Genomic DNA, 20,605 nt, shown 5'->3' with positions numbered 1-20,605 from the left:
TTTGCAATGCTGATTTATTATTTTTAAGGAAAGCTGTTTATTTAATCATAATTTGGATTTTATAAAATTAAGAGCATCCTTCTGTAATTTGAAGGAATAATTAACATATTTTTTTTTTAAATTCAATATTAGATTAATATGTTTTTATTAAGTTGAGTTATTTTAATTTACAATAAATATGTTAATTTAAAGTATGAATACATATTTTTTAGTTAACATAATTTTTGAAATGTACTTAATGTAAATTTCGATAATCAACTCCTAATTTAACTCTTTGTTTTAATTCGATTTTAATGTTTTTATAAATTCTAAAAGCGATTTCTTTGTCATCGAAACATTCTTGACTTGAAGTCTGATCTTCAAATAAGCACTCGCATTTAAAATAATCATAAAAATAATTAAGTTGAAAAGTAGTTAAATTTTTTATTGAAAATATTGGATCAGAATATAATTTATTCAATAAGTATTCCACTCATTTCTCCTTTATAATGAATATCTGTGTTGTTTATAAAATAATTATAACAAATGATTATGATAAACGAAATATTAAATTCAGTAATAAAAACACATGTTATTGGGTGTGTTTTTATCCTCTTCATAAATAGATTAAATGGTAGGTAAATACTTTTCAAGAAAAGTGATTATAAAAACTATCTTTCAAGACAAATTTGTCTTCAGATATTGTGTGCTAGTTTTCAAAAATATTATTTTAATTTAATTATTATAATTTTTTAGATTTAAACAGGTAATGAAAAATTATAAAACCAATATTTCTTTAATAATTTTTACGGAAAGATCTTCAATTACATGCTCAAAAGATTGCTCACCAGAAACCACTTGATCCGCTTTTGATTTTCCAGGTTCTACATAAATATTATGCATTGGACTTACTGTTGAATTAAATTGATTATGTACGGACTCAGGAGTTCTTCCTCTTTCGCGAACATCTCGTTTTAATCTTCTTTCAAATCTAACTTTTTCAGAAGCATCAATAAAAACTTTGTGATTTATTCTTTTTTCTGTATCATTATCAGAAAAAAGAAGCACCCCTTCTAAAATGACAATTGGCTTTGGAGTAGCAAATTGATTTCCTATCATGCGGCTATGTTTTGAAAAGTCATAAAGAGGAAGAGTCACATTTTTTCCAAGAGACAATTCATCAAGATGGGACACGAGTAGAGGAAACTCTATAATGTCTGGGTGATCAAAATTTACTTTTTCTCTTTGATCAAAAGATAAATGGCTTAAATCTTTGTAGTAGGCGTCTTGGCTAATATGCAGAACAAGCTCAGGTCCAAGATATTTTACAAGCTGTTTGCAAAAAGTCGTTTTACCGCTTCCTGATCCACCGCAAACACCAATTACATAAGGTTGTCTATAGCCTCTTTCCCCATTGCTAATGATTCCCTTAGCTTCTCTAACTTTATAGTCTAAAGAGTGCAGTTTATAAGCGTGTTTGTGCCACATTTTTTGACATCCTATTTAGGCGAGACTTATTCAAAACAGCAATCAATTAGCTTTTATTATCCTTCAATGCAAGTCTCCTTTTCAAAATGTTGCAAAAATAATTGCAATAACTACACTAGCCCCTTGTAATCTGCTTTTGCGTTTTTAATACAGGGAATTTTAATTTATGATAAAAACCTTTTATCCTTCAACAAAATTCTTTCCCACATTTTATGCAAGTGATGAATTAAACTCAGGTTCTCATGTTCTGGGAGGGATTTCGTTTTCTAAGATTCCAAGAGTTCTCATCGCAAAGTGTGGTTTAGATGGCCACGATAGAGGAGCAAAATATATTGCCAAAGCTCTTCGAGATGCAGGTATGGAAGTTATTTATACTGGTGTCCGCCAATCGACAGAAGATGTAGCACAGACAGCTATTCAAGAAGACGTTGATATTGTTGGATTATCTTTGTTGTCAGGAGCTCATAATACTTTATTTCCTAAGCTTATAGAGGCTCTAAAAAGTAAGGGAGGCGGTGACATTCCTGTATTTGGTGGGGGCGTTATCCCCAACTCAGATATTCCTTATTTAAAGTCCCTTGGAGTTAGAGCCATTTTCACTCCTGGTACAACCGTTCAAGATGTCATTATAGAAATTAAAAAAATACTTGAAGGATAAACGAAATGACAATTAGCACTGAAAAAGCAATTCATAAACTTAAGGAAGAGCGTTGGAAAGCATTTGAAGGTGGAGGTCAAAAACGAGTTGATTCTCATCACGAAAAGGGGAAAATGACAGCTCGTGAGCGCATTCAAGAATTATTAGATCCAAATTCATTTGTAGAATTAGATACTTTTGTTACTCACAATTGCAATCAATTTGGGATGGAAAAACAAAAATTTTTAGGTGATGGCGTCATTACAGGTTACGGATGTATCGCAGGAAGGACGGTTTATATTTTTGCTCAAGATTTCACTATTTTTGGTGGATCTTTAGGAGAAATGCATGCCAAAAAAATCTGTAAAGTGATGGATCTTGCTATTCAAAATGGAACACCAATTATTGGATTAAATGATAGCGGTGGAGCAAGAATCCAAGAGGGTGTCTCGAGTCTTGGTGGTTATGCGGATATTTTTTATCGCAATACTTTAGCTAGCGGTGTTATTCCACAAATTAGTGCAATTTTAGGACCCTGTGCAGGTGGCGCGGTTTATTCTCCTGCAATCACCGATTTTATCATTATGACGCAAAGTACTTCCCATATGTTTATTACGGGACCCGATGTCATTAAAACGGTAACAGGAGAGGACGTAGATTTTGAATCTTTAGGTGGTGCGGACACCCATCATGTAAAAAGTGGAGTTGCCGATGCTTCGTGCGCGGATGAATATGAAACTATTTCATTTATTAAAAAATTACTTTCTTACATTCCGCAAAATAACTTAGAGACTCCTCCTTCGTTACCTTGTACAGATTCCGCAGATAGAACAGATATAGAATTAAATTCAATTATTCCAGATAATCCGAATCAGCCATATAATATGCGAGAAATAATTAAACGTGTATGCGATTTAGATTCTTTTTTAGAGTTACAACCCAATTATGCAAAAAATATGATTATTGGATTTGCTAGGCTTAATGGAAATTCAGTTGGTATTGTAGCAAATGATCCTATGAATTTAGCAGGTGTTTTAGATATAAATGCAAGTATTAAAGCAGCAAGGTTTGTTCGTTTTTGTGATGCCTTTAATATTCCTTTAATTGTTTTTACAGATGTTCCAGGATTCTTACCAGGAACAGAACAAGAGTGGCGTGGCATTATTAAACATGGTGCTAAGTTACTTTATGCATTTTGTGAAGCAACCGTTCCTAGATTTACCGTAATCACTCGTAAAGCATATGGCGGCGCTTATGATGTTATGAACTCAAAACATATTGGCGCTGATTACAATATAGCTTGGCCAAGTGCTGAAATAGCTGTGATGGGTCCAGAAGGCGCTTGTAATATTATTTTCAAAAATGAAATTGCAAATTCACCTAATCCTGAAAATAAAAGAAAAGAATTAATTCAGAATTATAGAGATACATTTGCAAATCCTTACGTAACAGCGCAAAAAGGATTTATTGATGATGTCATTGAACCAAAATTAACTCGTAAGTTGTTAATTACTGCTTTAATTGTAAATAAAAATAAAAGAAAATCTTTGCCAAAAAGGAAACATGGTAACATTCCGCTATAAAAAATAATTAAATTCAATTTCTTTTTTGCGATGGGATAATCCTAATGATACAAGATCAATTCTTACCTCTTATTCATAAGCCTTTTAAAAAAGTATTAATTGCAAATCGTGGCGAAATTGGTGTGCGCATCATTCGTGCTTGCCGTGACCTTGGACTTTCTCCCTTAGCTGTATATTCAACTGCAGATCTGCATTCAAGGCATGTTGCTATGGCTGATGCCGCTTTATGTATTGGGGGTGGACCAAGCAATGAAAGTTATTTAAATATTGGCAATATAATTAAAGCAGCAAAAGAGCTTGGCGCAGAAGCCATTCATCCCGGATTTGGTTTTTTGTCTGAAAGTGCTGAGTTTGCAAATGAAGTATTAAAAGCGGGCATTGTTTGGGTTGGTCCCTCACCAAATGCGATTCACTCAATGGGTGATAAAACTCTGGCAAAGCGTAAAGTAACAGAAGCCGGTGTTCCTTGTAGTCCAGGTAAAAATGAACCCTTAAAAGACCTAAAAGATCTCCAGGATATCGTTCATCAAGTTGGATATCCCATGATTTTAAAAGCAGCTGCTGGTGGTGGCGGTAGAGGAATGCGTGTTGTTCGGGCGGACTCCGAACTTGCAAATGCATTTGAGTCCTGTCAAAGAGAAGCATTAAGTTACTTTGGTAATGCAGATGTTTTTTGTGAAAGATACATTGAACATCCAAGACATGTTGAATTTCAAGTTATGGCTGATTCTCATGGAAATACGGTTCATTTATTTGAACGTGATTGCACAATTCAAAGAAGGCATCAAAAATTAATTGAAGAAGCTCCTTCTAGTTACATTAGTGAAGAAACTCGCCATAAAATGGGAGAAATTGCAGTAAGAGCAGCACAAAGTGTAGGTTATGTAAATGCAGGTACTGTTGAATTTATTTTAGAATCCCCAACTAAATTTTATTTTATGGAAATGAATACGCGCATTCAGGTAGAACATCCAGTTACGGAAGTGATTACTGGTGTAGACTTATTACAAACACAACTTAAAGTAGCAATGGGTGAAAAATTACCATTTACTCAAAAAGATTTATCCATTCGTGGTTGGGCTTTTGAAGCTCGAATTAACTCTGAAGATCCATATAATGGTTTTAGACCAGATCCTGGTGTAATTAAAGAATTAGAATTTCCTTCGGGGCCTGGAATTCGAGTAGATTCACATATTTATTCTAAATATAAAATTCCTGAATTTTATGATTCAATGATTGCAAAATTAATCGTTCATGGGACTTCTAGAAATGATGCTTTAAACAAAATGGCTAGAGCTTTAAGTGAATTTTATATAGAAGGAATTCAGACAACAATTCCTTTTCATCAAGCATTAATCGAATTTCCTGCTTTTCGTGAAGGAAAATATACCACTCGTTTTATTGAAGAAAATGAGCATTTATTAGAAGACTCCGAAAAAACAAGAAAAGATTTAACGGAACAAGAAGCTATTGTCGTTGCTATTAAAATCATGGAAAAAAAATCAAAATTAGAAGCTACATCTACTGCTGAATTTCAGCAACCTGAATCTTGGGCAAGAGCTTATCGTTTGGAAAGCACAAAAAGATAAGCAAAAGGAGTTTGTTAAATGAAGATTAATGTTCAAAAAAACAAGGATTCCAAAAATTATCAAGTAGAAATTCCCTCAACAGTAGATTTAAATCATCTTTCTAAGGGAGAACTATTTCCTGTTTACTTAACAGATCAAAAAAATATTCTAAAAGAAGTAAAAGCCTGTTTACTTGCAGATGGTAGAAGTTTTTTAATTGAAAATAAAGTAGTACGATTTAACGAAACATTTATAAGCAAAAAAAATGAGATTTATCGTCTTGGAATAGAGTGTAATGGCCTTGTTTCTCAAAATCATGTAACTGCAAATATTGTGCGGCCAGTAAAGCCAAGACAATCCGCTGCGAATTTAGGTGGTGGTGATATTAAGTCTCCCATGACAGGAAAAATTATTTCTATTTTAGTAAAAAATAATACCAAAATTAAAGAAGGTGACACATTAATTATTATTGAAGCTATGAAAATGGAAAATAGAATTGTTGCTGAATGTGATGGACTAGTTACTAATGTAAAAATAAATCCTGGAGTAAGTGTTGCTGCTGGTGACTTATTATTTAGTATTACTCCTGAAGTGCAAGGTTAAAATAATGAAGATAAAGCAGTCCATAGATCTTGAATCTCTTGTAAATTATCTTTCCGGTAAAACTTGTTTAGAAAATGTAGACCTATGGCATTCAAGAATGAGAGCGCTAAGTAAAGCAATTAGTTTTGTAGAAAATGACCCATTGCTTGCTACTAAATTGTTATCTCATCCTGGAATTCGTACCGATGATAACGTAACAAAAACAAGAGTTATTGGAATTACTGGATTGCCAGGAGCGGGAAAATCTACCTTAACAAATTTATTTGTTAAAGAATTAAGGGAACAAGGAAAAACGGTTGCTGTATTTGCAGTTGATCCTTCTTCTACATTATCTGGTGGCGCTATTTTAGGGGATCGTATTCGAATGCAAGATCATTTTCGCGATCCCATGGTTTATATTCGTTCTATGGGATCTCGTGGTGCTTTAGGAGGTGTTGCCAGAGCGACGCGAAGTGCCATTCGGTTAGCGACTGTTTTAGATTTTGATTATATTTTAGTTGAAACCGTTGGAATAGGACAAAGCGAAAGTGAAATAACAAATATTGCAGATACCACTCTTCTTGTTTTAATGCCAAATAGTGGTGATGAAATACAATTAATGAAAGCAGGAATTTTACAACTAGCAACAATATATGTCATTAATAAATGTGATTTAGCAGATCCTTCTCGCATGATTCAAGAAATTAAAGAAAATACCCATCCGACTCAGGAAGAAGCTTGGGTTCCACCTGTTTTAAAAACTTCGGCTTCTGCAAGAGAAGGAATTTCAGAGGTCATTCAAAACGTTTTTCTTCATCATGAATATGAAAATAAAAATTCTATTGGAAAAGAGTTACGTTACTTAAGATTAAGAAAAGAAGTTTTGCAAAATGTACTTATGATGGCTGAATTAAAATTCAAAGAAGATGTTGAAAAAATTTCTCAAAATGAAATTGATTCTCTTTTTAGGGGAATGACAACAGCTATGTCTATTGCAAATGGAATATTTGAGAAAAATATAAAAAACAATTAAGGTCTTTCAAATGAAAATTAAAAGAATCAATCATCTTGGTATCGTTCCAAAAGATTTAAATCAATCTAAAAATTTTTTCACTTCGATTCTAGGTTTAAATCATGAGGGAGGTGAAACTGTAGAAGAACAAAAAGTAGCTGTGGAATTTGTGCGCTGTGAGAATTCAAGATTAGAGCTTTTGTCTCCTACGAGTACTGATAGCCCTATCGCGAAATTTTTGGAAACAAAAGGTTCGGGTATTCAACATATCGCTTTAGAGGTAGATAATTTAGACATTTGGATTGATCATTTGAAAAAAAACAATATTAAGCTTATTGATGAAAAGCCAAGGTATGGAGCACATAATATGCGTATTGTATTTGTTCATCCTCATTCTACCGGTGGTGTGCTTGTTGAACTTGTTGAGGAACAACCAAAATAGTTCATCTTAAACATTTTAAAGAGAATTGTAAGATTATGAAAAGTCAAAAGTTATTTGTTGTTTTCATTAGTTTATTTCTTGTATTAGGAATCGTTTCTTGTCGTTCGACGCCTATTTCTGAGTTATCTCAAGATGATGGTATTGCCAGAATCCGTAATGAATTTAATGATAAAAATTGGTCTGATGTAATTGCAAATGTAGATGAATATAAGGCTCGTTATCCTTACTCAAAAAATAATCCTGAAGCCGATTTAATGCAGGCAAATGCATATTATTTATCTGGAAAATTTCCCGAAGCTATTGCTGCTTATGAAGATTTTGCTCGAAAAAACCCAATTGATAAAAATGTTTCTTTTGCATACTACCGCATAGCAAATTCATATGACTCGCAAGCCTCCGAAGAAATTGATAGAGAACAAGCTTCTGCAAAAAAAGCAATTTCACGTTATCAGTATTATGTTAAAACTTACCCAAGTGGAGAATATAATGCGGAATCAAATGAAAGAATTAAAATATTAACTAGAAGACTTGCTGAACATGAATTATTTGTGGCACGTTTTTACTGGAGAAAAGACCTTTATTCTGCTTCTCTTTCCAGATATCTTGGAATATTAAAAAATTATTCTCAATATGATGATTTAAAAGAAGAGGCAAAAAAAAGAGCTGCTGTGTGTTATGAAGAATTAGCAGATATCTTGGAAGACGATCCTGAATCAGATAAGTTCTATGTATTTAAAGGTGCAAAACCTGAAGATTTAAGAAAAAAAGCTCAAGAAATCAAATCTGCTAAATAATAAATATTTTATTTATCTTTGGTAAAAATCATGAAAATTCTTCATACATCAGACTGGCATTTAGGGGTATCATTTGAAGGAATTTCAAGAGAAGAAGATCATCAGTTTTTTATAAATTGGTTAATTGATACACTTAAAGAAGAGCAAATTGATATTTTAATTATTGCAGGCGATGTTTTTGATCAGCCGCAACCCTCTGCTGAGGCTCAAAAAATATATTATCAATTTTTATTTCAAGTTTCAAAGCAAACTCAAGTTAAAAAGGTAATTGTTTTAGGAGGAAATCATGATTCTCCTTCACGGCTTGATGCGCCGTCAGAATTATTAAAGTTACTTGATGTTTTTATTGTTGGAGGTCTTAACACCAATACAAATCAATTATCGCGTTACCTTTGTCCTATTTATAATATAAATAATGAAGTAGAACTTGTAATTGCTGTTGTTCCTTATATTCATGAGTATAAATTAGGAGTTCGAACTTCTTTTCAATCTGAAAAAGAAATTCAAAGTAACTTTAAACAAAAAATAACAGAATTTTATTTTAATTTAGCAGAAGAAGCTGAAATTTTAGCAAAAAATGCACCTATTATGGCAACAGGGCATTTAGCTTGTGTTGGTTGTGAAAGTGATGATGCTCCACTAGAGGTTCATATGGTTGGTACACTAGGTGGTTTGCCAAATGATATCTTTGATCCTCGATTTTCATATGTGGCTCTTGGACATATTCACAGAGCTTATCATGTTGAAAATTCAAATGCATATTATTGTGGGTCACCAATACCATTATCAATCAAAGAATCTAAAACGGCTCGTTATGTTCAAATTGTTACCTTTCAATCTGAAAAAAATCATAAGCCACTCATTCAAAAAATAGAAGTTCCCATATTAAGAAATATTATAGAAATAAAAGGAAACTTAGAAGAAATATCTAATATCTTAAAAAATTTAAGTTGGAAGACCGCAAAGCCTCCCTTACTTGCCATTCAGATTTCTGTTAATACATATATTCCAGGAATTGACCTTGAAATTCGAAAAAATTTAAATCATTTATTTTTTCAAAATACACCACTAATAGCTTATATCAGACAAATACCAATTTTAAATAATGACTCTAAAAAAGAATACACTGAGGTTGTTTCTTTAAAAGATTTAACTACAGAACAGGTATTTATTAAAATGTGTGAAAGTCAAAATCAAATTGTTGATAATGATTTATTAAAAGCATTTCGTAGTTTACTTAACGAAGAAAATATTTAAAATACTATTTAATCAATTAAGGGCTTTTATTTTGAAATTATTAAAAATTGAACTTGAAAATTTAAATTCGTTGTATGGACATCATAGTGTCGATTTTGAAAAAGATTTATTAGGCTCTCCTCTTTTTTTAATTATGGGTTCTACGGGAGCAGGAAAATCGACTTTAATGGATGCTATGTCGCTCTCTTTATTTGGTCAAACCCCGCGTTTAATTAAAAGTAAGACGGATAAAGATTCTGAAAATGATTGCAGACAAGTCATGTCAAGAGGAACTGCTTATGCATTTTCTCAATTGACATTTACTAAACTTGAAAACGGAAAATTACAAAAATATCGTGCTACATGGCAATGTGAAAGAGCTTATAAAAAGCCTGATGGAAATTTTAAGGACCCAAGAAGAATATTAGAAAAATATATTCCTGAATTTAATGAATGGGAACAAATTGTAAGTGATCATCGACCTAAATTTTTTGAACCACATTTTAATAGAGTTTTAGAGAATTTAACAGTAGATGATTTTAAAAGAATGGTCTTGTTAGCTCAGGGTGAATTCGCAGCTTTTTTAAAAGCAAATGAAGAGGAAAGAGCCGCAATATTAGAGCGTTTAACTAATACTGAAATTTATAAAGATATTGGTAAAAAAGCTTCAGAAAAAAAGAAAAGTTATGAAGAAAAATTAAATCAGGCAACACTGAAGTTTAATGGAATTCAAATATTATCTTTAGAAGAAGAAACAAAACTTATAAATGAAAATATAGAACTTAATGAAAAAATTATTTCTTCTGAAAAAAATATAGAAATTTTAAATAAAAATATAGAATGGTTAGATAAAAAGAAATATCTCGAGGAAAAATTTAATGAATCTTTAATTGCATTTAAAAATTATGAGAATAAATATAAAGAAAATATCGAAATTATTTTTAATATAGAACAATATCATAAATTTAAAAATGCTATTCAATATATAATTAAAGAAGAAATGTTAAATTGTGATTTATTAAAATTAAAATTAGATAAAGAAAAAAATCAAGAAAATTTAAATATTCTTAAAACGCATATTACTTTTATTTCTAATAATATAAAGCATTATCAAGAATCTTATGATTCTGCTAAAAATATTTTAGATACTAAAAAACCCGAAATTTATAAAGGCAAAGAACTTCGCTTTCAGAAAAATAATCTTTTATTAGAATTAGAAGATAAAAAAAATAAAATAGAACAAGTTTCCAAAGAAAATGAAAATATAATTCATTTAAAAAATATTCTTGAAAAAAAATATCTCCAAATTAAAACAAATCAAACCGAATTGTGTAATGTAGTAAAAAAAGATTTAAATAATATGTTTTTAAATTATAATTTATTTTTAAAATCTTCTAATGAGGTTAAAAATAAGTTTGATTTTTTAAAAAAAGAAGTCATATCATTATCTATTCCATTTGATAACCCCCAGGAAAAACTTATTAGTTTGAGAAAAAAAAGAGATCTATTTAATTTAGAAAAATCATCTATGAGTAAAATTTCTTTTTATCTTGAAGAACTTCAAAAAAAAGAAATTGAATTAACTGATTTAGAAAAAAAACATGAAGAATTAGAAAAAAATATTTTAAAAGAAAATGAAAATTATTCATTTACAAAAAATACCTTTGATTACGAGCTTAATGAAATATCTATTATTAAAAGTCAAGTTTCTGATCTATCCTGGAGAATCGGATTAGCAGAGCAAAGAAAACATTTAAATTTAGGTGAAAATTGTCCATTATGTGGAAGTTTAGATCACCCTTATTTTAAAGAGGCTGCTTTTAAAAATTCTGATTTAGAGATACTTGAAAAACATCAATTTTTAACTTCTCAGCTTATCTTTAAAGAAGAATCTTATCATAATTCTTTGACAACTTTAAATCAAATAGAAAAAAATGTATTTATTTTTACTCAAGATATTAAAAATATGAACTCACAAATAAACTCCTTAAAAAAAGGAATTGAAGATAAAAAAAATACTCTAATTGATATGTTTCGTGAAAAAAATTGTTCTCAAATAATTAAAAATAGTGATCAATTTTATAATGTGTTAAGAGAACTTGAAAAAAATAATGAAGATAATTTAAAATTTACAGATTTAGATATAAAAAAAATAAGTGAAAACTTTGAAAGCTATAATCAAATTAAAGAACAATATATTGAAAATAAAAATAATGAGAGTAATTATCTAAGATATATTCAGGAATTGAGTGATGTCTTAAAATATTTAGATCCAAATTTTGATTTAGATGCATTTAAAAAATTAATTCAATATGACAATATTTTGCTAGAAAATATTGTGTTTGATGAGAAAAAGTATTTTGATAAATATCGTATGATTGAAAGTGAAAAGTCAGAAATTTCACATAAATTAGTTGAGGCAGATAAAGATGTATTATTAAATGAAAAAATAATTCAAAACTTAAAACAAGAATTCGTTTTTATAGATAAAAAATTAAATACATTAGATTTAGATATAAGTTCTGTATTAAATGGGGAAGATCCAGAAAAATTCGAAAATGAACTGAATGATGCTGTCAATGCTAAATATATAAAACTTACTCAAGAGCAAAAAATATTTAATGAAAAAGAAAAAAATTATGTTGTATTAAAAAATCAACTTGAAAATATAATAAGTCAAGAAAATCAAATGAATGATAGTTTGTTTTTAATCCATGATTTCTTAAAAAATGAATTTATTAAATTAGGTGCTCATAATAAAGATGAGATTATAAAATATAATTTAAATGAAGATGATTACAAAAAATTTCACATTATTTATACTGAACTTGAGAAAATAAAAATTTCAACAACGGAGTTAAAAAATCAAAGAGAGTTAGACTTAAAAAAGCATCAAGATACAAATACTGATGATAAATTTAATAATAATTATGATTTTTTGCAGAACAATAAGAAAGAATTATTGTTTTTAATTGATAATTTAAAAGAAAATAAATCAAATATAAGTCAGAAAATTATTAGTAATGACGAAAATAAAAATCAAAGTACAAAATTTTATGAAGAGCTTAAAGAGATTCAGCATGAGTATTCAATTTGGCAACGTTTGCATCAAATTATTGGGATTAATAATGGAGATCAATTTAAAAAATTTGCGCAAATATTAAATTTAGAAGAACTTATTTCTAAAGCAAATTATCATTTGTCAAGATTTGAAAAAAGATATTCTTTAGCACCCGCTATCGACACCGAAAATAAACCAAGACTCGCTTTTGCTATAAAAGATAGTTATCATGCAAATGAATTAAGATCATTTAAAACTCTTTCTGGGGGAGAAACATTTTTAGTTTCTTTAGCCCTAGCTTTAGCACTGGCAGATTATCGAAGCGTAAGAATGCCTATTGAAACCATTTTATTAGATGAGGGTTTTGGCACTTTGGATCCTGAAACTTTGCAGGTGGCAATGGGTGCCTTAGAATCTTTATATTCTAACGGAACACAAGTTGGAATTATCAGCCATGTGGAATCCTTAAAAGAATCTATTGGCGCTCGCATTATTGTAGAAAAATTAGGAAATGGTCATTCTAGTATTAAAGTTGAAAACTTATAAAAGTTGAGGTGTAAATGGATATTCAGGAATATCTAAAAAGAGAAGCTGTTGGAAAATCTTGGTTGCCAGGTTTTGGAGTTTTTGAAAGAGAAGTTAGAAGATTTTTTGCTGTGCCTGCACAAACCATATTAGCTCCTTTTGGGAGTGCCTTAATTTATTTTGGACTATTTGGTATTGCGCTTGGTAAATTAATATCTTCTCCAAATAATCAAGCATTGACTCATGGTTTTGAATATGTCGTATTTTTAATTCCAGGTATTATGGCAATGGAAGTTGTGAATGCGGGGCTTCAAAATCCAATGAGCAGTATTATGATAGCAAAATGGAGCGGCACTATAGTAGACGTGTTAATGGCTCCACTTTCTCCACTAGCAATGTGGCTTGCTTATATTTTTGGAGCTGTTATTAGAGCCATTATTGTTTCTTTAGCTGTTTTAATATCGGGCTTTATTTGTTCTTGGAGTTTTGTTTCTTTTAACCCTTTTTTATTAATATTTGCTATTATTCTTGCAACTGGAATTTTTGGAAGCATTGGGATAGCAGCGGGAGCCGTCTGTAAAAGTTGGGATCAAGTTGGTGTTATTATGTCTTTCGTAGTTCAGCCGCTTGTCTTTTTCTCAGGAGTCTTTTTTTCATTTAGTTCTTTTCCAGAATGGATCCAATTTATAAGATTTTTAAATCCTATATTTTATATTGTGAGCATGTTTCGTTATTCTGTATTGGGAATTTCTGATACTTCACCTCTTGTTTCGTTTTCTGTTTCTATTTTATTTTTTATTTTAACCTCTATTTTTTCTGTTAAAGTTTTAAAATCTGGCTTTGGTTTGAGGGCTTAAAATTAATGAATGCAATTGCGATTGAATTTAAAAATGCAAGTAAAATATATAAGCTTCCTAAAGGTGGACAATTTGAAGCATTAAAACCATTAAACCTTTCTATAAAAAAAGGAGAGTGTTTTGGTTTATTAGGTCATAATGGAGCAGGTAAAACTACTATATTAAGTCTCCTTGCTGGCATAAATAAACCCACAACAGGAGATGTGATTGTAGAAGGATTGAGTGTTAACGAAAATACATCACAAACAAAAAGATTATTAGGAGTTGTTCAACAAGAATTGATTGCGGATACTTTTTTTAATTTGCCAACAATGCTTCATATTCAAAGTAAACTTTCAGGTTTTAAACCTGATAAAGAATGGATCGATTTTTTATTAGAAAAATTAATGCTAACGGAACATATTAAAAAAACAACCCGCGAATTAAGCGGCGGTATGAAGCGGCGTATGATGATTGCTAGAGCGCTGGTTCATAAACCTAAAATTTTAGTATTAGATGAGCCAACGGCTGGAGTTGATATTCAGTTACGAAAAAGCATGTGGGAATTTATTGAAGGTCTTCATAAACAAGGAATGACAATTATTTTAACCACACATTATCTTCAAGAGGCAGAAGAATTTTGTAGTCGAATCGCCATTGTTAAGAGTGGCGAAATTGTTACTTTAAAAGAAAATAAAGAACTTTTAGCTCTTGGTGGAAAACATAAAATCTCTTGTTTAATTGAAGTTTCTAATGTCTATCAATGGATGCAAGATCATTCCTCTTATTTAAATGGTCTTTCTATATTAATAGAGCCTGTTAAACAGGTTTCCCATAGTACAGGAAATTTAAAACTATCTTTGCCTTATGTACACGGTAGTATGAATTCTTTTTTAGATTCTGTTAATGTCATGAATTCTGTAGCTCAAAAAATTGGAATGAGAATTTCAGATATATTTACAGAATCACCAGGTTTAGAAGATGTATTTATTAAAATAAATAGTGGTGATATTAGTACTTAAAATATTAATATTAAAATGTTTCATTAAATCTTAAAAAAATTAAACTTTAAAACTTAATTTAGATGCATTATAGCGAATGATATAAGAAGATTCTTCTTTAGGAAGTTCATGTATAGTGCATCGTTTAGGATTTACCCAATGACATGGAAACCTATTTATAACTGTAATAATTCCAGATAATACAATAAATACAATTAATCTCTTTTTCATTTTAACCTCAATTATTTTTAAAATAAAAAATATAAATATAAAAAATCTTAATTTATAATTCATTAATGCATGGAGATATATAATGCAAAATAATTGTTCTTGGGGTGATTGGGTTGCAAGAGGAATTCATTTTTTTATAAATTTTTAATCCATAAAAAAATCCCGTGAATCTCCTAAAACACCTTTATTTGGAAAGCTTTGATAAGTCCAATTAGGACAAACTGCTCGAGATCTCACTCCAGGTCTTATTGTATAATGAACTAAAATGTAAGACCAAGAATTAGGAGCCACCGCATAACCTGATGCACCTACCCATTTGTAATTTTCTCCATGTTCCTTTTTACAAACATTTGCTAAAGAATCACAAAATAATTTTGCATCATTCACATTTTCAAATATGTAATCCATATCTAATATTGAATGAAAATACATTGAAGTTTTCCCAGATCCTACTATCCAGGTTCCTCTATCATCAGATTTAACAATTTCTTGAGCATAATTTAATAAACCATTTGGCAAAGCGGGCGCCCATTTCCAATCATTTGGATTTTTTTGACTTGCACAAAATAAATACGATCCCAATGAAGCATATACAAAAGTATTATAAAAACAAATCATCGTTAAAAATAAAGATTTAATTAATTTCATAATAATCCCTTTTAAATATATATAAATAAATTGATATTTAAAATTTTTAATTTAAATTATTGAATTAATATCGATATTACTGCTCATTATAAATATATATTATAAAAAATCAATTTAAAAATTTTATTTTTTTTGGTAGTCAATATTAAATTACTTTCAAACTTGGATTTATAGTGACTAAAATTAATATTCTAGATTAATTTGAATTTTATGATTTTCTTTAAATGGAATAGAAGAAAGTATTTATTTTAAATGAGATATGTTTTTTAGTGGTGATCTAAATTATAGCAATTTTTAAAAGATATCCAACCGCCTTGATTTTAAATTTATTATTAAATACAATTAGTTAGAAAAAATTTTACATAAAGGAAAAGAAATATGACATGCTCTTCTGGGTCAGTACAGTCTGTTGCAGATAAAACAGTTAAAGCAAAAGAACAAATTGATAAACTTCAAAATATGCTTAAATCTCAAGAAGAAAAGAATAAAGCCTTATTCTATCAACAAATGGATCAGCATTTAAAAGATTCAAAAATTTCAGATGCAAGAGAGATTGGTTATAACTCTGATATCAAAACAGAGTATGTGAGTGAATTTAGCTTGGACAAGATAGCTAGTGTTGTTGTTTCTACTTTAAAGGCTCTTGAAAAGGTGAAAGATCCGTCTGTAAAATCACCAGCAACCTCTCCAGAAGCAATTGATGCTTATGTTGATGTTGTTAATACTGTTGCACAAGCGGCAAAGTCTTCGGCAACATCTTCTTCTAGTCTTTCCTTCTCAATGAACCGCTTATCCCCAGGTATGTATGCTTTTTTATATGCTAGTTCAGCCAATATTAAAGATGAAGATACTTTTGGAACAGAGGCTGTCACATCAACAGCGATTTATTACCGTATTATAGAAAGTATTGAAGACGTTAAAAATGAAGCATCTTTTCAAAAAACACTTATTGATGCAAATAACCTTTTGAATATGAAAACTTTACAGGCAGGACTTACAGATTCTCTAAAAAAAGGAGAAATAACTATTGATGTATGGATGAAGATGGATCAAAGTTATTCAGAAGCAATAAAAAGAATAGAGGATCGTCTATCTAATGATCATTTCAATGCTGAAAACTCATTAAAAGTCATGAGAGCACAAGATTTTCAAACAGCATTTCAGCACATGGTTGCTGAGAGATCGAAAATAAATAAAAAAATTGTTCATGATGGGATCCATAAGCTCTCCTCTATGGGAGATCTTTATAAAGGCGTGATTGAGACATGTAAAGAGCGTCTTGAAAGCAACTATTTTTAAAAAATCTTCATTGCATAAAAATATTGAATAAATAATTTCAAAGATTATAAAATATGAATTAGAAAATATACAAATCAAAAAAATTAATAATCTATTTATAATATATGATGTAGCCCCTTATAAAGTCGAACACTTTCTATAAAATTAAGGTGAGTTAAAAAAGATTCCTATAAGTTTATAATAATTATAGTATTGAAGGAGCTTTTATGAAAGTCGGAAATGGAAAGCGGGAATTAAAAATAGGCATTGCTGCTAAAATTGGTGCAACTTTGTTTGTTTTGTGGGGTGTGTTGCACGTTTGGGTTGGTGCGGAAGGCATTCATCAGTATTTAATAGGTGATGAAAAAAATATGTGGAATATGCTTATTGGAGGGAATCTAGTGCCAAAAGCTGCATTTCAATATACGACAGATGCGGTGACTGCCTTTGCTCAGCGTCAACTGATACTTAATTTCTGTATAGATGTTGGAGGCTATGGTGTTCTTGGATTAGCCATCGCATTCCTTATTTGGAAAAAGGCGTCCTGGTTCGCCTATTTTTTAGGTGTATTTATTATTGGAATTGCAGACCTAACATTTTTATTTGCAATGGTAACAGCAGGCGTTATTGAAACAAATATGGGCACTATTGGAGGACCTGTAATTTGGTTTTTTGCTGTTGTTATAACACCATTTGGAATGCCGAGACTTCGTCTACGATAGTAATGGAGTATCTCAATAAGATAATCCAAAACTTCATTAGGATATTAAAAAAGATATTTAAAATAATTGCTAGATTCAAGAATTTTAATTTTTAAATTTCTATTATTCAAAGTGATATTTATAATAATATTTTTTTATTCCATTATAAGCATTTTTTAGTCTTTCTTTTTGAGATAAATTTTTTCCTTTAGAGTAATAATTTGCATAAGTTTTTTCAGGTAGGCTAAATTTAAATTTATTTAAAAAACTGCTATTATCATGCCAATAAGTATATGCTGTATAAGCATAATATCGATTTGATGATAATATAATATTATCAAATCTTAAGGCATTTTCGCCAATATCAGTAATAAAGTAATTGAAAAAACTATTTTTATTTAATATCCAGACAAATTCTTTATTTTGGAATTTATTTGATGAGCAATATTCAGCATTTACCCAATCCGATGAAGATCCTCCCTTCTTAATAAGTGAGGAATAGTAGCAAACTTGTGATTCTATATTATCATAGCCATAATTTGAAAATAAGATATTATTATGGGCATTATAATAATTAAGAATTTTTGAGGGAGATCCTATATACATACTTTTTCCTGAAGAAAGATAAATAGAGTATTTTCCATTTACAGAAGTATCTAGTGAAAACTGAATCATTGGTCTCGATTTTTTTATTTCGTTATAATTTAAAACTTGAATTGTTTTTGAAGAGTCAAAATTATTATCAAGATATAAATAATAATTATTATAAGAATTTAAATATTTATTATCGAATGATGTGATTAAATAATTAGAATTATCATGAGGTATAAGGTTCCATTTTTGCTCTTTTAAATTTAGATCGCATATTTTTATTTTAATATAGTTATAGTTATTGTCATTTATAGGGGCTGTTAAACAGTAATATTGATCATTTTTCCCGTCATTTATTAAAGTAATAATTTGACCAAAATCGGTATAATTCCATTGACTAGAATTTTCACAATAGTCTATATAAATATAATCTCCATTTTTGGGAGTTAAACAATATAATTTATCATTAAATACTTTAATTTGAAGTTTAAATTTATTATCAGAAAGAATATTATCGGGTGATTCAACTTCTTCGAAAACATTTTTCCCTGATATTGGGCAAATATAATTTGAGTTTCCCGTGTTTCTTTTTTTTCTCATACTCGAGCTTGAAGGTGCTACATAGCAAGCAAATCCACTTGAAACATGATCAAATTGAATTTGCATACTTCTGAAAGTACCTAATGGAAAATTATTTTCATGGAGAGAAGGTTCAATTTGAGGATTGTTTCGATCTATCCTTGTTACATTATTTTCAATTGTTTCTCGCTGTAAAAATTGTCTTGAAACCGAATCAAATTCAAATCTAGTCGCAGATATGATCGTTTCGGGGCGAATTTCATATAAGGCAGAATATTCACTTTCTCTGGTAAAAGTATCGTGCGAGTTTTCTAAAGCTGTTCTTAATTCTGTTGAAGTAGTAGAATTTGTCAAAGTTCTACTATAAGTTTCTGCTAAGTCTACAAAGTTACTTTGAGGAATGATCTCATAAACAAAAAACTCTCGAACATACCACCAGCCCATGGCATAAGAAGTTGCAAATTGTCTTGCATAATCTTGGTTTGAAGTCGTGCTAATAAAAGCTGTTGTATCTCCAGAGTCACCTGATATGTGTGAACCTAAGTCTGTGCTTAGGGATCTATCTCTAACAAAACCATTTTTAAATTTATCTTCTGGTTTTGAGGGTGAAGAGCGATAAACAAATTTTGGAATTTTTCGTTCTGTTTCGTTAGCGTACAATTTATGGTTAGTAATGAAAATATTATTAAAAGCGGTAAAAAATAAAATTATATGAATAAATATTTTAATTTTCATTTAGAAAACTCCATTATTATTTATTTTTTAGAAAATTATTTTTTGCAAAAAACACAGTCTGTAATATTACATTAAAACTAGACTTATCATATTTTTTATAAAATATCAAATTTTTATAAATTCTTCAAATGGTTTGATTTAAATAAAATGGATAAAATAATTTTTAATATTAAATGAATTTAAATTATGTTGATTTATTTGAATAATCATAAAGATTATTCCAAAATAAATTAAAAATATCATAAACACAATCTACTAAATATAATGCAGTTTCTTTTTGAGATAAAGTCGGTCTATAATTTTCAATTTTTTCAGAATAGAATTCAACTTTTTTTCCTAAAGCATGTCCTGTTTCTAAATTTAAATGATGCATGCCAAAATAGATATAATTTTTTCCAGTAATAAGGGATAACTCTTCTGCTGCATAGGAAAGAGCTTTAAAAATAATATGGCCATTGTTTTCTATAGATTCCAAAATAACGTATTTTTCAAATGAACTTCTATTGCTAAGTAAAGAAATCAGATCGAATGTAGTTTGTCTTACTTTAATTGTGTCTGAACCCCAAAGAAACTGAAGAGTATCAACAAATAGATTTGGAGTGTTGTATTCAAGTTGTTTCATATCTTTTATAAATAAGGTTGCGTGTCGTTCGTCTTCAAAAGTGTGTTCATTAATTATTTCTTGGAACATATCTTTTTGCTCTAAATTTCTGTAAATAAATTTATTTAAGTCTGAAAAACTCATTGCAAAATGAGCAAGACATGGAGCTAAACTAAGGCGTTTATATGGATCTAATGAGCTATTATTTAAAAACAATATTAATGGATTTTGCTCATATTTAATTTTATAACTTAAAATATAATTTTTAATATCTTTCATACAAATCCTTTTTAAATTTTTAATAACTAAATTTATTAAAAATTAGCATGTTATGAACATTCTTTAAAGAGTTTAGATATTTTTTGTTCTCCTGCTTGCATTCAAGTTTTCCTTATGGCATACAGGAGCTCTTATGAGTGGGGTGGTAGTAGAGTTGGTTACAACGCTGGCCTGTCACGCCGGAGGTCGCGGGTTCAAGTCCCGTCCATCCCGCCATT

The 20,605-nt window shown here is 29.7% G+C and carries 19 protein-coding genes and 1 tRNA gene; 14 read left to right on the top strand and 6 right to left on the bottom strand.

The window, feature by feature from the left end; translation table 11 throughout:
• Positions 1 to 235 precede the first annotated feature (235 nt).
• Positions 236 to 472 carry a hypothetical protein gene (locus tag GCL60_RS14535; protein WP_153421401.1) on the bottom strand — a complete coding sequence of 79 codons (237 nt, stop codon included), beginning with the start codon at positions 470 to 472 and terminating at the stop codon, positions 236 to 238.
• A gap of 284 nt (positions 473 to 756) precedes the next feature.
• Positions 757 to 1,467 carry a uridine kinase gene (udk, locus tag GCL60_RS14530; RefSeq protein WP_153421400.1) on the bottom strand — a complete coding sequence of 237 codons (711 nt, stop codon included), beginning with the start codon at positions 1,465 to 1,467 and terminating at the stop codon, positions 757 to 759.
• A gap of 256 nt (positions 1,468 to 1,723) precedes the next feature.
• Between udk and GCL60_RS14525 the strand changes: the two genes are divergently transcribed.
• Genes GCL60_RS14525 through GCL60_RS14475 form a run of 11 tightly spaced genes read left to right on the top strand, consistent with a single transcriptional unit; the run spans position 1,724 to position 14,765 of the window.
• Positions 1,724 to 2,125 carry a cobalamin B12-binding domain-containing protein gene (locus GCL60_RS14525; RefSeq protein ID WP_153421572.1) on the top strand — a complete coding sequence of 134 codons (402 nt, stop codon included), beginning with the start codon at positions 1,724 to 1,726 and terminating at the stop codon, positions 2,123 to 2,125.
• 5 nt (positions 2,126 to 2,130) lie between these two features.
• A complete protein-coding gene (locus GCL60_RS14520) occupies positions 2,131 to 3,687 on the top strand; it encodes an acyl-CoA carboxylase subunit beta (RefSeq protein ID WP_153421399.1) in 1,557 nt (518 codons plus the stop codon).
• A gap of 44 nt (positions 3,688 to 3,731) precedes the next feature.
• Entirely contained in the window at positions 3,732 to 5,276 is a 1,545-nt protein-coding gene (accC, locus tag GCL60_RS14515; protein WP_153421398.1) for an acetyl-CoA carboxylase biotin carboxylase subunit, read from the top strand.
• Positions 5,277 to 5,294: 18 nt separating this feature from the next.
• Positions 5,295 to 5,858, top strand: a complete 564-nt coding sequence (locus GCL60_RS14510; protein ID WP_153421397.1) for an acyl-CoA carboxylase biotin carboxyl carrier protein subunit — start codon at positions 5,295 to 5,297, stop codon at positions 5,856 to 5,858.
• Between the two features lie 4 nt (positions 5,859 to 5,862).
• Complete coding sequence (gene meaB, locus GCL60_RS14505) at positions 5,863 to 6,870, top strand: methylmalonyl Co-A mutase-associated GTPase MeaB (RefSeq protein ID WP_153421396.1); 1,008 nt, start codon at positions 5,863 to 5,865, stop codon at positions 6,868 to 6,870.
• A gap of 10 nt (positions 6,871 to 6,880) precedes the next feature.
• Entirely contained in the window at positions 6,881 to 7,291 is a 411-nt protein-coding gene (mce, locus tag GCL60_RS14500) for a methylmalonyl-CoA epimerase (protein ID WP_153421395.1), read from the top strand.
• Positions 7,292 to 7,326: 35 nt separating this feature from the next.
• Positions 7,327 to 8,085 carry an outer membrane protein assembly factor BamD gene (bamD, locus tag GCL60_RS14495; protein ID WP_153421394.1) on the top strand — a complete coding sequence of 253 codons (759 nt, stop codon included), beginning with the start codon at positions 7,327 to 7,329 and terminating at the stop codon, positions 8,083 to 8,085.
• A 30-nt stretch (positions 8,086 to 8,115) separates the two neighbouring features.
• Positions 8,116 to 9,342, top strand: coding sequence for an exonuclease subunit SbcD (gene sbcD / locus GCL60_RS14490; RefSeq protein ID WP_153421393.1), 1,227 nt, complete (start codon positions 8,116 to 8,118; stop codon positions 9,340 to 9,342).
• A 31-nt stretch (positions 9,343 to 9,373) separates the two neighbouring features.
• Positions 9,374 to 12,928, top strand: a complete 3,555-nt coding sequence (locus GCL60_RS14485; protein ID WP_153421392.1) for an AAA family ATPase — start codon at positions 9,374 to 9,376, stop codon at positions 12,926 to 12,928.
• 14 nt (positions 12,929 to 12,942) lie between these two features.
• Entirely contained in the window at positions 12,943 to 13,764 is an 822-nt protein-coding gene (locus GCL60_RS14480; RefSeq protein WP_153421391.1) for an ABC transporter permease, read from the top strand.
• A 5-nt stretch (positions 13,765 to 13,769) separates the two neighbouring features.
• Positions 13,770 to 14,765: an ABC transporter ATP-binding protein gene (locus GCL60_RS14475; protein WP_153421390.1), complete on the top strand. Its 996-nt coding sequence runs from the start codon at positions 13,770 to 13,772 to the stop codon at positions 14,763 to 14,765.
• A gap of 39 nt (positions 14,766 to 14,804) precedes the next feature.
• On the opposite strand, the gene GCL60_RS14470 is transcribed toward GCL60_RS14475, so the two are convergent.
• Together GCL60_RS14470 and GCL60_RS14465 are read right to left on the bottom strand one after the other, a co-directional pair.
• On the bottom strand, positions 14,805 to 14,975 hold the full coding sequence (locus tag GCL60_RS14470) for a hypothetical protein (RefSeq protein WP_153421389.1): 171 nt from the start codon (positions 14,973 to 14,975) through the stop codon (positions 14,805 to 14,807).
• Positions 14,976 to 15,119: 144 nt separating this feature from the next.
• Positions 15,120 to 15,623 carry a hypothetical protein gene (locus GCL60_RS14465; protein WP_153421388.1) on the bottom strand — a complete coding sequence of 168 codons (504 nt, stop codon included), beginning with the start codon at positions 15,621 to 15,623 and terminating at the stop codon, positions 15,120 to 15,122.
• A 378-nt stretch (positions 15,624 to 16,001) separates the two neighbouring features.
• Between GCL60_RS14465 and GCL60_RS14460 the strand changes: the two genes are divergently transcribed.
• Positions 16,002 to 16,922 (top strand): hypothetical protein, encoded by a 921-nt coding sequence (locus GCL60_RS14460; RefSeq protein WP_153421387.1) that lies wholly within the window; start codon positions 16,002 to 16,004, stop codon positions 16,920 to 16,922.
• Positions 16,923 to 17,128: 206 nt separating this feature from the next.
• Positions 17,129 to 17,623, top strand: a complete 495-nt coding sequence (locus GCL60_RS14455) for a hypothetical protein (RefSeq protein ID WP_153421386.1) — start codon at positions 17,129 to 17,131, stop codon at positions 17,621 to 17,623.
• Positions 17,624 to 17,725: 102 nt separating this feature from the next.
• Here GCL60_RS14455 and GCL60_RS14450 read toward each other — a convergent pair whose 3' ends face one another.
• Both GCL60_RS14450 and GCL60_RS14445 read right to left on the bottom strand, forming a co-directional pair.
• A complete protein-coding gene (locus GCL60_RS14450) occupies positions 17,726 to 19,507 on the bottom strand; it encodes a hypothetical protein (RefSeq protein ID WP_153421385.1) in 1,782 nt (593 codons plus the stop codon).
• A 184-nt stretch (positions 19,508 to 19,691) separates the two neighbouring features.
• Positions 19,692 to 20,387 (bottom strand): hypothetical protein, encoded by a 696-nt coding sequence (locus GCL60_RS14445; RefSeq protein ID WP_153421384.1) that lies wholly within the window; start codon positions 20,385 to 20,387, stop codon positions 19,692 to 19,694.
• 139 nt (positions 20,388 to 20,526) lie between these two features.
• Here GCL60_RS14445 and GCL60_RS14440 point away from each other — a divergent pair.
• Positions 20,527 to 20,603, top strand: a tRNA-Asp gene (locus GCL60_RS14440).
• Positions 20,604 to 20,605: the final 2 nt, after the last annotated feature.

The sequence above is a fragment of the Silvanigrella paludirubra genome (assembly GCF_009208775.1).
Classification (GTDB): Bacteria; Bdellovibrionota_B; Oligoflexia; order Silvanigrellales; family Silvanigrellaceae; genus Silvanigrella; species Silvanigrella paludirubra.
The sequence above is the reverse complement of the archived record's forward strand: the minus strand, read 5'-3'. Positions and strand labels throughout refer to the sequence as shown.